The 14623-nt window shown below is 42.2% G+C and carries 7 protein-coding genes; all 7 read left to right on the forward strand.

Annotation, left to right across the window (positions count from 1 at the left end; all coding sequences use genetic code 11):
• Positions 1-126: 126 nt before the first annotated feature.
• The 7 genes from Q1W14_RS16260 to Q1W14_RS16290 all read left to right on the forward strand — a co-directional run bounded on the left by Q1W14_RS16260 (position 127) and on the right by Q1W14_RS16290 (position 14507).
• Entirely contained in the window at positions 127-2265 is a 2139-nt protein-coding gene (locus Q1W14_RS16260) for a family 20 glycosylhydrolase (protein WP_300703294.1), read from the forward strand.
• Positions 2266-2315: 50 nt separating this feature from the next.
• Entirely contained in the window at positions 2316-3764 is a 1449-nt protein-coding gene (locus tag Q1W14_RS16265; RefSeq protein WP_300703296.1) for a TlpA disulfide reductase family protein, read from the forward strand.
• 561 nt (positions 3765-4325) lie between these two features.
• Entirely contained in the window at positions 4326-7409 is a 3084-nt protein-coding gene (locus Q1W14_RS16270; RefSeq protein ID WP_300703297.1) for a TonB-dependent receptor, read from the forward strand.
• 18 nt (positions 7410-7427) lie between these two features.
• Positions 7428-9092: a RagB/SusD family nutrient uptake outer membrane protein gene (locus Q1W14_RS16275; protein ID WP_300703299.1), complete on the forward strand. Its 1665-nt coding sequence runs from the start codon at positions 7428-7430 to the stop codon at positions 9090-9092.
• 162 nt (positions 9093-9254) lie between these two features.
• On the forward strand, positions 9255-9974 hold the full coding sequence (locus Q1W14_RS16280; RefSeq protein ID WP_300703301.1) for a gamma-glutamyl-gamma-aminobutyrate hydrolase family protein: 720 nt from the start codon (positions 9255-9257) through the stop codon (positions 9972-9974).
• A 68-nt stretch (positions 9975-10042) separates the two neighbouring features.
• Complete coding sequence (locus Q1W14_RS16285; protein WP_300703302.1) at positions 10043-12889, forward strand: sugar-binding domain-containing protein; 2847 nt, start codon at positions 10043-10045, stop codon at positions 12887-12889.
• The gene (locus tag Q1W14_RS16290; protein ID WP_300703304.1) at positions 12882-14507 is read left to right on the forward strand and encodes a DUF5597 domain-containing protein; all 1626 of its coding nucleotides are present in this window, start codon (positions 12882-12884) and stop codon (positions 14505-14507) included. The genes Q1W14_RS16285 and Q1W14_RS16290 overlap by 8 nt, the downstream gene beginning before the upstream one ends.
• The last annotated feature ends 116 nt before the right edge of the window (positions 14508-14623 follow it).

Below are 14623 nucleotides of genomic sequence, written 5' to 3' on the forward strand. Positions count from 1 at the left end.
ATTACAGGTGAAAATGTACTCAGGATAATAATTGGCTGTAGCATTCTTATTCTTTTGTACGCGATTCTCCCGGCTGTATAGTTTGCTGTGTTATTTTTGCAGCTATAATCTTAAATGAATACTGTAATGAAGACATCACTAATCAGTTTTATACTAGCCAGTCTGTCAATAGCTTTTTGGGGAGTGGCTCATTCCGCTACCCGGACAATTCCTGTCATTCCGCTACCAGCTCAATATGAGTGGGGGAATGGCTTCTTCCCGATAGACTCTGTATTGTTTTTCTCAGGCTTACCTCTTGCCGGAATAGAATGCGTTGTGGATGAACGTTTGTCCGATTTGGGCAAAGAAGGGTATCTGTTGGATGTTACAAGGAAAGGTATCTCACTGAAAGCACAGTCAGAAGCCGGATTATTCTATGGCAAGGTTACATTGCGGCAGCTTTATACAAAAGAAGGCATACCTTGCATACGGATAAAAGATATTCCTCGCTTTGCTCACAGAGGTATCATGCTCGATGTTTCGAGGCACTTCTTTTCGAAAGAAGAAGTCAAGAAACTTATCGACCGGATGTCTTTCTATAAACTCAATCGCTTTCATTGGCATCTTACAGATGACGGAGGATGGCGTTTCGAGGTGGATGATTATCCGGAACTGACCCGGACCGCTGCTTTTCGTACCGATCATGTATGGCAGGACTGGTGGAAGAATGGTGGTAAGTTTGCTAAAGAAAATACCCCAGGCGCTTGTGGCGGATATTATACAAAGGCAGATATAAAAGAAATAGTGGATTATGCCTCTGAAAGGTTTATCACCATTATTCCCGAAGTTGAGTTTCCTGGACATTCAAAAGAAGTATTTGCTGCCTATCCTAACCTTTGTTGTGCGGGTAAACCTTACTCGGGAGGAACATTTTGTGTAGGCAATGAGGATACATACACTTTTATGAATAGCGTACTGAAAACGGTTATGGAACTGTTTCCGTCTGAAATAATACATATAGGAGGTGACGAAACCAATACAACTCCCTGGACTAATTGTGCCAAGTGCCAGGAGTTGATGCGACGCGAGGGCATGGCTGATGTCCACGAACTTCATAATTACATCATCGGCAAAGCGGAAAATATTCTAAGAGCCGGAGGTCGTCGTCTGACCGGATGGGACGAAATAGCCAGTGAGAAATTGGATAAAAGTTCTGTAGTCATGTCTTGGCAAGGCGAGCAGGCAGGAATTGACGCGGCTCGAAAAGGATATGATGTTATTCTTACCCCTCTTCATTACTTGTATCTGGATTATTTCCAATCATCTCCCGATAAAGAACCTTTAGCGCACGATGGTTATACTCCGATTGAAAAGGTTTATGCATACAATCCTGTTCCCGATACACTAGGTGCTGCACATCTGCCTCACTTCCTGGGCATTCAAGGCAATATATGGACAGAGTGGATAGCGAATGAAGAGCACTTGGAGTATATGGCTTTTCCGCGCACACTGGCTGTAGCCGAAGTAGCCTGGACTCCCCAGCAAATGCGCTCCTGGTCTGATTTCAGAAGCCGCTTGGCTCCTCATATCAGCCGGCTGCAACAGGAGGGTGTTAATACCTATACTTTGTCTTCGGACGTAGAGGCTGTCATGGAAAGCGATGTAACACAGAAAATGTTGAAGGTTATCTTGAAGTGTGAGAGGGATGATGTTGATATACGTTATACGACTGACGGTAAGATTCCCACAGAACATAGCTTGCCGTACCACAAACCACTATTGCTCAAAGACTCGCTTTTACTTAAGGCGGCAACTTTCAGAGAGGGGAAGATGCAAGGCGATGTATTCACGCAGACATACTATTATCATAAAGGTATAGGAAAGAAAGTAGAGAGCTCTTTGCGCAATGTTGCCGCAAGGATTCTTACGGATGGCTGTATTGGAGGGAAAACCTATCTGGATGGAAGTTGGGTGAACTTTTCAGGCAATCAGTATTTTACATTGGATTTAGGTTGTGTTGAAGCGGTCCATCAAATATCAACCCGGTGGATGCAACTTCACGCAGGTGCACGGCGGAATCTGCCCCAACAGATAGAAGTACTCTTCTCGGTCGATGGCAAAGAATATGTTTCCGGAGGAACTATCCTGAAAAAAGATTTGGAGGCATCTCCGGCATTGCAATATCAATACTATAGCTTGAATACCTCGTTGCGTGCAAGATTTGTGCGTATCAATGTATTGGCTGGTAATGGGGGGATGTCATTGGACGAATTTGTTGTAGGCTAAGAAAAGCGTAGAAAGATATAGTATAATATTCACCTGAAATTTTTATTGTTATGAACTGTTACATTAGAAAAGCATTACTCTTATTACTGCTTGTCACGCCTTTCAGTTTAGCGTTTCCACAAAAAGCGATAAGCATTCAAGGATTCTCTCAAATAGATCAGGTTGGCCGTATCGATTTATTGCCTCCGGTTCTATTTTGGTGGAGTACCTATTATAAACCTGAACGTACTGTTTTTGAGAAAACGGCATCAGGTCGTTTCTGTCTGGAGAAAGCAATCAACCATCCTGAGGAACTTATGTTTAGTTTGCCTTATTCATGGTCTCAATCCGTTTTTGCAATGCCCGGAGATTCTATGCAATTTATGGTTGATTCAATAGCAGAAGGTAATTCAAAGAGTTACTACATGAAATTCACAGGAAAGAATGCGGCCCAGTGGAATTATGGGCATCTTTTCCGTGTGAGATTTCCTTATAAAGACAGACCTACTTTTAAAAAAGGGGAAAATATTGGAGACTATAAGCATACAGTGGCAGTTTGGAAAGAGCAACAATTGGATTTTCTTCGGGCATACAGGCAGGAGCATACACTGACGGATGATTTCCTGGCTTATGCCAATGCATGTATTGATAATAATTATGCTTTCCAATTGTATTTGCCAATAAGGAAGGAACTTATTCCTAAAGATTCTATTCCAGCCGATTACCTGAGTGAAGTTGACAAGATGAATTTTAATGATGATAAACTATTGGATTGTTTCAAGGAAACATTGATCTTGAGATATATTCATTGCTATACAGATGACAAATGGAATCAGTTCGATACGCTTTACCAAAATATTGTGGACCATTTCACGGGGCAGACTCGTGCTTACTTACTGACTTCGTTAATTGGTGAATTCGCTGAACGCCAAGACCAGTCGCACGCTGCTCAACTGTCGAATGCTATAAAGGAATCTGGCAAGTACGTCCAAGAACCGCTTTATGCAGATTGTATCAAGAAGAGTGAAGAGTTTTATCTTAAATTGAAAAAGGGTATACCCGAAGACATTTTGACCAATGTCTTTATTGTTCCTTATGGCTCTTCCTCCACCATTTCTTTCAAAGAATTGTTGGATAGTTTGAAAGGCAAACCTGTTTACATTGACTTTTGGGCGAGTTGGTGCAGCCCCTGTAAATCAGATATTGCCAACTCGGCAGAATCAAAGAAGTATCTGAATGAAAAAGGAGTTGTCTACTTGTATCTTTCCGTAGATAAGGATGCTGAGAAATGGGAAGCTACTGCCAAAAGTGAAGGAGTAACAGAGAACCAATACCTCCTAAAGAATAATGTGGATTGTCCGTTACTCAAATATCTGAATATCGGTTTCTTTCCTAAATATGTTCTTCTAGACCGTGCTCACAAACTGATAGACATGAGTGCGCCGCGTCCGACTCCGACTTTTTTCCCTAGATTGAAAGAAATTGTCTCAGGCATAGATGCTAAAGTAGTCAGGTTTTAATTCTGCATTGCAATGAATGTTTCAGTTTGCTTCAAGTCTGTTGGATATTAATAGAAAACTTCCTCAACCCTTATTTGAAACCTCCTTTGAGTAGATATAAAAGTTGCTTTTGTAATACTGAAAACTATAACCGAAGCTTTTGATTATAAAACCGAAGATTCTGATTATAGTTTGTCTTATATTCAAAGACACTTTTATATCTATATAAAGCAAGTTTTCTCTTAACAGTGAGTAATTTTTATATTAATAAAGCGAATCAGAAATTAAAGGAACTATCGATTCGTTTAGTAGTTGGAAGAGTTCCAGCCGATACTCCTCTCATATTAATGAATGCTACTTCTTGAACTAGAGTAAAATCGTTCAAGTTCAGGATAAAATCAACAAGAGGGTATTGTTGTTTCTCTAAAATCTTCCTTGCTTAACGATATTATCCTTTATTTGTACGCGATTCTTCTACCTCAATCGGCGTAGTCGTTACCTTTGCAAGCAGAACCTTTGTAGATGGAGTTGCGCAACGACACGACGGGTTTATTAAAAATGTTATCTTAATCAACTACTATTATGAATGTAGAAAAAACATCAGAAAAGCATGTCGGCTTCTTATATAAGCGTCGACTATTAAACAAGCTCTCCGCTTTGTTAGCACTATTCATTATTCTGGCTTTTACCACGGCAAGCGCACAAAGCTTGCAGAAGAAGGTGATAACGGGAACCGTTACCGACCAGGCAGGCGAATCAATCATCGGAGCCAACGTTCTTGAAAAAGGAACATCCAACGGAACTATTACGGATATAGATGGAAAGTTTAAACTCGAAGTAGATGCCAAAGGCGTTATTGTGGTGTCATTCATAGGATATACTACGTCTGAAACTCCGGTAGGAAAACAGACAAACTTCAATATTAAACTGCAAGACGATTCACAGGCGTTGAGCGAGGTCGTAGTGGTAGGTTACGGTGTGCAACGCAAAGTAACCACTAGTGGAGCCGTATCGAAAGTCGACGGTGGCGAACTGACTAAAGTTGTGATGCCCAATGCTGCAAAAGCATTGCAAGGACAAGTGTCGGGTCTGACCATTATCGACCGTGGTGGCGCTCCCGGCTCAGATAGTCCTGTAATCTACCTGCGTGGTATCGGTACGACCGGTTCTTCTTCACCACTCGTTTTGGTAGATGGTGTGGAGATGTCGCTCAGCGCCGTACCTTCTTCGGAGATTGATAATATCTCAGTGCTGAAAGATGCCGCTTCGGCTTCTATCTACGGTTCGCGTGCGGCACATGGTGTAATCCTTGTTACTACTAAGAAAGGAAAAGCAGGTAAAATAAATGTAAGCTATAATGGCTCTATCGGTCTACAAGACAGAGCAATAAAGGCCAAGCAAGTTTCGGCTCGCGAATATATGGAAATGGTAAATGAGGCTATTCTGAACTCGGGCAAAGCAAAAGGAAAATATTCCGAAGACGACATTATTGCCACAGAAAGAGGAACAGACCCTTATAAACATGCCTATAACGTATGGCCTGACGAAGTATTCAAGAGTACTTACATCACTGAACATAACCTATCCGTAAACGGTGGCAATGAAAACGCCCGTTACTTGGTGTCATTCAATTACCTGGATCAACCCGGTCTGACAGCCAATACGAACTTTGAACGTTACAATTACCGCACAAGCACAGAACTCAAGATAAATAAGTACATCAAACTGAACAGCGATATTACCTATCGTCACGATGACCGCCTTAAACCCCAGAAGTTGGGCGATGCCTTGTATCGTGCCTGGGCTATGCAGCCCACTTCTCCCATCCGTTATGAAAATGGCGACTATGCACTGGATGGACAGAATCTGAATGCAGTATCTTATACCGACCTGAATGTGGTAGGTGAGGAACGCTATGTATGTGACGCTATCTTTGGGCAGGCTAAAGTCGATATAGAACCGCTGAAGGACCTCGTGTTCACGGGTCTCGTATCATTGAACGGACTTTGGGATCGTCAGAAGATTCACTATAAAAATCATAAGTATTATAATGAAGAAGGCAAGCTCGTTACACAAAATAACAATCCCAATAGCGTAGAAGATGCACGCAACAACCGCTACGAACTTACACTGCGTTTCCTTGCTAACTATAAGAAACAGCTGGGCGAAAATCATAGTCTCTCTTTCCTTTATGGTATGGAGCAGACATCCTATCGCAACTACTGGTCGAAAGCACAGCGCAAAGATTTGATTTCGGACGAACTTCCCGATGTATCACTTGGTTCGGCAGCCAGCCAGTTTGCCGACGGTACTCCCAAAATGTGGGGCATCAACTCATTCTTCGGTCGTATCAACTACGGTTTTAAGGACAGATATTTGTTTGAAGCTAATCTGCGTGCCGATGGCTCTTCACGATTTGCTGAAGGACACAAATGGGGCGTTTTCCCTTCTTTCTCTGCCGCATGGCGCATCTCGGAAGAGAACTTCATGAAGAGCCTTACCTTTATTGACAACCTGAAGTTGCGTGCTTCATGGGGACAAACCGGTAACGAGCGTATTGACGAATTTATGTACCTTCCGCAATATGGAACTGAAAATGTAATTGTTAACAACGTGCTATCAACAGCTGTTCGCCAAACCAAGATGGCTAATCCTGACATAACTTGGGAAACAGTAGAGCAAACTAACATCGGTCTGGACTTCAGCATGTGGAACGGTCAGTTCTTCGGAGAGATAGACTGGTATCGCAAGGACACAAAAGATATTCTGCTGGCATTGGGTATTCCCCGCTTCATCGGGCTCGATGCTCCCATGCAGAATGCCGGTGTAGTAAGAAATAGTGGTATTGAGACAATGCTTGGTTTCCGTAAGTCATTTAAAGACTTCAAGTTTACTACTTCGGTGAACTTCTCTTATAACGATAATAAATGGGTAGACCGTGGCAGTGATGAACGTAATATCAACGGTTGGACTATTCAGGCAGTAGGTTCACCCATACATGCATTCTATATTTACAAAGCCGATGGGCTGATAGCCAACGACGAGGAACTTGCCGAATACAAAGCAAACCATAAGTCCGACCCACGTGGTATGGCAGTGTTGAAAGCCGGTGATGTGAAGTTTGTAGACACTAATAAGGACGGTACAATTGATTCTAAGGACCGCCAGATATACAGACCTAATATTCCTGCGTATACATTCGGATTGAATCTGAATGCCGAATATAAGGGGCTGGACTTGAGTTTGTTCTTCCAAGGTTCTGCTGGTGGCAATCAATTCCTCGAAAAAGAATATGTAGAAGGACCCAACTATGAAGTGTTCACTGGTATACACTTCCGCGACCGTTGGACGGAAACCAATCAACGCGGTGATGCTTCTATGCCTCGTCTTGAAGCTGCCAATAACCGCAATTCATCTAATTACAACTCTTTCTTCTTGCAAAATTGTTCGTACCTCCGCCTGAAGAATGTTCAGTTGGGTTATACACTGCCCGCTACTTTTGTAAAGAAAATAGGCATGAACAAACTGAGAGTGTATGTATCAGGTTCCAACCTGCTTACTTTCAGTGGCATGTTCCAAGGGATAGATCCGGAAAAAGAAAATGGAAGATTGGATGCTTATCCCACCCTGCGTACAATAAACTTTGGTGTTAACATTAATTTCTAATACAACAAGATGGACATTATGAAAAGATATAAGAAAGCTTGGCTCTACGGAGCACTGTGCCTTACAATGGGGCTGACAAGCGGATGCGAAAGTAATATTAACCTGGAACCACAAGGCATTATTACTGCTGAAGGTTACTTTAAATCGCAAGATGATTTTGAAAAGGCATTGAACGGACTTTACGACCGTTTCCATTACGATAATTACCCCTTCTGGATGGATGGTGTAACCGACAATGGACTTATCAACCAAAGTTGGAACTGGGGGTATGACCTCAGTTTGGGCAACGGAAGTTCCACATCCAGCTTCTCTACCGACAAATGGAAACGAAGCTATATTTCCATTCAGCGTGCCAATAATATAATTACTAATATAGACCGCTATCAATGGCCGGGAGGTGAGAGTGATGCCAACCGCAACCGTATCTTAGGTGAAGCAAAAACCGTACGTGCTTTCTTCTACCTTGACTTGCTGGGCAGTTTCGGAAGAATTCAGTTCTATACTGTCAACCCCGCATCTGTAGCTGAGAGCAAGACTTTGAAGCAGGTGGAAGACTTAAAGCCCGTATACGACTTCTTATTGAATGACCTCAAAGAAGCGATTGCCGGACTGCCCGAAAAGGCGGCTCATAAATTCAAGATAGGTAAGCCGGCAGCTCGCCTGCTCCGTGCCCGTATGGCTGCTTACGCTGCCGGTTATCTGAAGGATAAAAACTATTATAGCACGACTCTTGAAGAAACTGCTTTACTTGTATCCTCTGCTCCTAAACTGGGTGACTATAATAATCTCTTTATAGACGGATGTGAGAAGATTGATGAAGTGATTCTTGCCAAAGGATACACCATCGACAAGAAGAATGGTTGGGGCAACTGGTACAATCAGTCTATTAACGGCTATTGCGTAACTGTACCTACCAAGTCGATGGTAGATGCTTACGAATACATGCAACCCCGCGACGAAAAGTTGCCTTATCTCCACAAAGATCCACGTCTTTATGCCAGTATCTATGTGCCGGGCATGAAACTGCGTGACAGGTATTATAATACCATCCCCAACAATATTGTAACCAAGGACGGAAAGAGTTACTTCGACCCTGCTCAAGAGTATGGTGCTCTGCAAGATGCTCCCGTATCGGTAGGCGATGCCTTGGGCGAAGGCGGTGGCAGCGAATGGAACAAAACTTGTTCGGGTTTCACTTGGAAGAAGTATTGTCAGGGCTTGGAAACTTGGACTACTTTCAACTCATTTATTATTTTCCGTTATGCAGAGGCTTATCTGCTAAGGGCTGAGGCATTGGTAGAAACCAATGGTGATATCACCGAGGCAAAGGGATTGGTGAAAACCATACGTGATCGTGCCGGAAATACGAATGATATAGATGAGGCTGTTAAGAATCTGTATGGTGGAAGCTTGCTTGATCTTATCCGCAATGAAGCACGCGTAGAGTTTGCCCACGAAGGCATGCGCTTCTTTGATATTCGTCGTTGGAACACCTTCCTGGAAGTGATGAATAAACCTATAGGGGGAATAGAGTATTACGTAGATACCGATAAAGGTCGTGTGAAGAAGGTGCTTGTACCGGCTGTACGCACTACTTATACTATGAAAGACTTCTGGTGGCCCATTCCGCAAGAAGAAATCGATGTGAACGAAGGACGTTTGACGCAGAATAAAGACTGGTAACTAACGGTTGTATGAGAAGGTATTAGTTGAAAAGTATAAGTGTGAACCGTTATATTGTAAAAAATGCGATATAACGGTTCTATATTTATACAGGACATTAAAATAAATAGTTTACTATGAATAAGAAAGTAGGTTTTATAGTAACAATGTAACTGCTGGTATATGAAGAAAAGTAATAGACCGATCATCGGCATCTCTACGGAAATTGATATTCCGGAAAGAATAGCTGTCAAAAGGAAGTATGTGGATGCTGTTATTCAAGGAGGCGGCATCCCCATTCTTATTCCTTTTACCGACAATGCGGATATTCTTCAATCGGTCATTAATGTGATAGATGGTTTGCTTTTGACCGGTGGGAACGATATATCCCTTGTGCTTTATGAAGAAGAAGCTATTGCAGAATGTGCGGCTTTTTGTGTAGAAAGAGATTCTTTTGATTATACGTTGTTAAGATTGGCCTCAAAATGTAGAACTCCTGTGCTGGGCATTTGCCGGGGCATGCAGATAATCAATACTTACTTTGGAGGTACATTGTATCAGGACTTACCTACTCAATATCCCTCTGATGTATGTCATCGTTCTCAAAATGCTGATTTGGTGGCAAGGCATGATATTCATTCTCCGGAAGGTGGCATACTGTATTCTATTACCGGAAAAGAATGTTTGGAAGTTTATTCTATCCATCATCAGGCAGTCAACAAGATAGCTGACGGCTTTAAAGCTACAGCATTCTCGGTTGATGGTGTTGTGGAGGTTATAGAATCTGTTTCAGGTGATATTTGGGGCGTGCAATTCCATCCGGAGTTATCAGTTGCTGATGGCAATAAGGAGATGCTGCAAATATTCAGGTACTTTATCAATCAAACGAGAATAAAGAGATAACTTTTAAATTAAGCAATTATCTTTGCGAGAGAAGATAAGACTACAGAACAATTATAAAAAGAATACCAATGAAGAAACACTTATTTTTAGCATTTGCTTTACTAATCGGCATATCTATTTCTATGTCGGCAAAATCGGTTCCCACTGCCCATTTGAATATGGACTTAAGCGGAAACTGGGCTTTTGCACTCGATCCGGATAACGCTGGAATAACCAAAGAATTTTGGAATGAGAAGTTTGGAGAAACCGTAGTACTTCCGGGCACAACGGACACTAACCGAAAAGGGAAAGAGAATACCAACCGGAATGAAACCACCCAATTGTCACGGCTTTATCGTTACGAAGGTCCGGCATGGTATTCCAAAGAAATTAACCTTTCCGCAGAATGGAAAGGAAAAGAGATTATGCTGTATCTGGAGCGTACTCGTCCTACTACTGTCTGGGTAGATGGCAAATTAGTGGGAAAATGTGATTATTTATCGGTGCCTCATTGTTATAACCTGACTTCCTTCCTCACACCGGGAAAACATAAGCTAACGATCCGGGTAGATAACAAAGAAAGCATTCCTTCGCAAATTCGTTCCAGCTCACACTCTTGTACTGAATCTACTCAAACAAACTGGAACGGTATCATCGGGCGGATGGAATTACAAGGTACCAACCCCTTGCACATCACATCCCTGCAAGTATATCCGCAGGTAGGCGACCGTTCGGTAAAGGTGAAGGTTGTTTTATCTAAGGCTCTCAATAAAGGCGAGAAGTTAGCGTTGGATGCAGAAGCCTTCAATACAACGAAACAACATCGGGCAAAAGCAGTGGAGTTCTCACTTGCTGCAGGTAAGAAAGAATATGAAGTTGTATTTCCATTGGGCAAAGATGCCTTGTTGTGGAGTGACTATGCTCCGGTACTTTATAGGCTTACTGCCAGTTTGGGTAAGCAGGACCAGTATAGTGTGAACTTCGGTCTACGTGAATTCAAAGCCGATGGAAAACAATTTTCCATCAATGGAGAAAAAACATTCTTAAGAGGCAAACATGATGCATGTGTCTTTCCGTTGACGGCTCACACGCCTATGGGATTAGCTGAATGGCAACATTACTTTAAAGTATGCAAGGAGTATGGCATCAACCATGTTCGCTTTCACTCCTGGTGTCCTCCGGCAGCTTGTTTCGAGGCGGCCGATCTAGAAGGAATCTATCTGCAACCGGAACTTACAATCTGGGGCAGTTTCAAGAAAGATGCTAAAGAATTAATGAGCTTTTTATTGAATGACGGTGAAAAGATTCAGCAGGAATATAGCAACCATCCGTCATTTGTCATGTTTGCATTGGGTAATGAATTGGGTGGAGACATAGATGTGATGAAATCATTTATTGACCGATTCCGCGAATTGGAATCGCGCCATCTATATGCTTACGGTTCGAACAACTTTCTAGGTTGGCGTGGATATGTACCTGGTGAAGACTTTCTGGTTACTTGCCGGGTAGGTGAGGGTGAAGGGTATTCAACGCATGCCAGAGCTTCGTTCTCGTTTGCCGATGCCGATGAAGGAGGTTTCTTGAATAATACCTATCCCAACTCCGAAATGAATTTTGACGGTGCTTTGGAGAAATCGCCTGTGCCGGTAGTTGGTCACGAAACAGGACAGTTCCAAATCTATCCCAATTATGACGAAATGAAGAAATACACCGGTGTACTAGCTCCCTGGAACTTTGAAGTATTCCGTGCACGATTGCAAAAAGCAGGAATGCTGAAACAGGCGGATGATTTTGTAAAAGCATCCGGTGCACTTTCCCTTCTACTTTATCGTGCAGATATTGAGATGAACTTACGCACCAGGCAGATGGCAGGATTCCAATTGCTGGATTTGCAAGACTATTCCGGACAAGGTTCAGCCTATGTAGGTGTTCTGGATGCTTTTATGGATAGCAAAGGGTTGATTACTCCTGAGCAATGGAGAGAGTTTTGCTGTGAAGTGGTACCACTTTTCACAACTCCCAAATTCTGCTGGACCGGCAATGAACAATTATCGGGAAAAGTGGAAATAGCTAATTATAGTCCTAATTCATTGAATGGAAATAGCCTTCATTGGGAATTGGTATCGAACGGGCAAATGCTCGAAAAAGGGAAATATACGATTCCTGCCGGGACAGGATTGCTGGATGTAAGTGAACTCTCTATTCAATTACCCAATGTGATGAAGGCATGTAAGGCGGAAATGAATCTGAAAATAGAAGGAACTGCCTATCAGAATAGTTACCCCCTTTGGATATATCCGTCGGCTCAACCGGTCAATAAAGATGGAATTACTGTGACTCGTGCATTGGATGATGAAGCTATCCGGACGTTGCGTCAAGGTGGTAAAGTATTGCTGTTACCCCGGCGGGAAGATTGCAGTGAAATAACAGTGGGCGGATTGTTTCAAAGTGACTACTGGAATTTCCGTATGTTCAAAAGCATTTGTGACCGTATCAAGAAACCGGCTTCTCCCGGTACTTTAGGAATACTTACCAATCCTGAGCATCCCATCTTTACCGATTTCCCGACGGAGTTTCATACCAATTGGCAATGGTTCTCCATTATCAAACATAGTTATCCTATGATTTTAGATAGAATGTCTTCGGATTATCTACCTGTAGTGCAGGTTATTGATAATATAGAAAGAAATCATAAACTCGGCCTGGTCTTTGAATTGAATGTAGAAGGTGGAAAACTGTTGGTGTGTATGGCAGATTTGGAAGCTATACAGGACAAACCGGAGGGTCGCCAGTTCTATACCAGTTTGGTTAACTATATGCAATCTGCTGATTTTGCCCCGACCACCCGTTTGTCTGCCGAAGAGTTGAGGGATTTATTTTCAGTAGGAGTAAAAGCAGGCGGAATTAAATTGTTGGATAATATATCTTATGAGTAAGATGAATATCAGAAGAGATAAGCAGATGCCCACCGTCATAAATTCTGTAATGATTATGATGGTGGTAATGCTGTGGAGTATATTTGCGAATGCACAAGACGCTTCCCCCATTCCATATTTGCAGAACAAAGGTAAGGCGGTGCAATTGATGGTGGATGATAAACCTTTCTTGATGATTGCCGGAGAGTTGCATAACTCTTCTTCTTCTACGACTACTTATATGCAGCCCATTTGGGAGAAGTTAGTTGCTGGAAACCTCAACACTGTATTGGCAGTGGTAAGTTGGCAGCAGATAGAACCGCAGGAGGGAGCGTTTGACTTTACATTGGTTGATTCTCTTTTGAAGGAAGCCGGGAAGAATCGTTTGAAGTTGGTACTCTTATGGTTTGGTACCTGGAAAAATGGAGAATCGAGTTATACACCGGATTGGCTTAAGAAAGATACGAAACGTTTTTTCAGGGTGAGAACGAAAGACGGGAAGAATATTGAAACCATTTCCCCTTTCTGTGATGCCGCCCGGCAGGCTGATAAGAAAGCTTTTCGAGCATTGATGTCACATTTGGCAGAGGTAGATAAGGAGTGCACGGTTTTAATGATGCAGCCGGAGAATGAAATGGGAGTTTTTCAAGAAATAGATTTTTGTCCGCAGGCACTGAAACAATTTGAGGAGCAAACACCTTCTAAATTAATTCAATATGTCACGAAGAATGAAAAAATGCTGAATCCCATTCTTCGTAAACAGTGGCTGGATAATGGACGAAAGGCGAAAGGAACCTGGAAAGAGATATTTGGAGATACTCCTTATACCAAGGAATTCTTTATGGCATGGCAGTATGCTTCTTATGTGAATGAGGTGGCGGGAGCTGGGAAAGAGGTATATCCGTTGCCGATGTTTGTGAATGCATGGATTATTCAGAATCCCCAGCAACTGCCGGGCGAATATCCCAATGGCGGACCCGTATCAAGAGTACTGGATATTTATAAAGCTGCTGCTGAAAATATAGATATACTTAGTCCGGACATATATTTGCCCGACTTTAAACAGGTCGTTTCCGAATATATTCGGAAGGACAATCCTTTGTTAGTTCCTGAATCTAAATATGAGCCGGGAAGAGCATTTTATGCCTTTGCAGAGTGTAATGCTTTAGGATTTGCGATATTTGGTATTGATAGTCAGGTTACTAAGCCTTTGTTGATTGGAACTCACAAAGTATTAAGTGACTTACAATCACTTATCTTACAATATCAGGGTACAGGGCAGATGAGAGGCTTTTTGAAATATCAGGAAAAAGAAACTAACTTAACTCTTGGAGACTATATTTTTACTGTTACATACAACGATGAACCTGCCTTCGGATTAATGATCCAGACTGCTCCCGAGGAGTTTTTGGTAGCAGGAATGAATTTTAAAGCAACTGTTTCTTCTGTAAAGAAAGACAAGACAGCTTATTTTCTTCAAATTTGGGAAGGCGATTACAAAGGAGGTCATTGGGAACCTATACGTTTGTTGAATGGCGATGAAACTTTACATAACTCAGCTTTCTTTGCTTCGGGTGTGAAAAAGCAGGATACTACTATTCCTGCTATTTATAAAATAAAAGTATATACTCGCGATTAAGTGTCGGAAAGCCGGTATTTATTGTTCTTTTGTACGCAATTCGCCTTGATGAATTTTGCTAACTCGTACATTTGCAGAGGAGAATTGAGTACGAAAGAACTTAAATATTTTAAATC

This window comes from Bacteroides sp. (assembly GCF_030151085.1).
Classification (GTDB): Bacteria; Bacteroidota; Bacteroidia; order Bacteroidales; family Bacteroidaceae; genus Bacteroides.

What these genes read in the sequence shown, in the direction of transcription:
- Q1W14_RS16270 (WP_300703297.1), top strand. Translation starts at nt 4,326, where the DNA reads ATGAATGTAGAAAAAACATCAGAAAAGCATGTCGGCTTCTTATATAAG.
- Q1W14_RS16280 (WP_300703301.1), top strand. Translation starts at nt 9,255, where the DNA reads ATGAAGAAAAGTAATAGACCGATCATCGGCATCTCTACGGAAATTGAT.
- Q1W14_RS16275 (WP_300703299.1), top strand. Translation starts at nt 7,428, where the DNA reads ATGAAAAGATATAAGAAAGCTTGGCTCTACGGAGCACTGTGCCTTACA.
- Q1W14_RS16265 (WP_300703296.1), top strand. Translation starts at nt 2,316, where the DNA reads ATGAACTGTTACATTAGAAAAGCATTACTCTTATTACTGCTTGTCACG.
- Q1W14_RS16290 (WP_300703304.1), top strand. Translation starts at nt 12,882, where the DNA reads ATGAGTAAGATGAATATCAGAAGAGATAAGCAGATGCCCACCGTCATA.
- Q1W14_RS16285 (WP_300703302.1), top strand. Translation starts at nt 10,043, where the DNA reads ATGAAGAAACACTTATTTTTAGCATTTGCTTTACTAATCGGCATATCT.
- Q1W14_RS16260 (WP_300703294.1), top strand. Translation starts at nt 127, where the DNA reads ATGAAGACATCACTAATCAGTTTTATACTAGCCAGTCTGTCAATAGCT.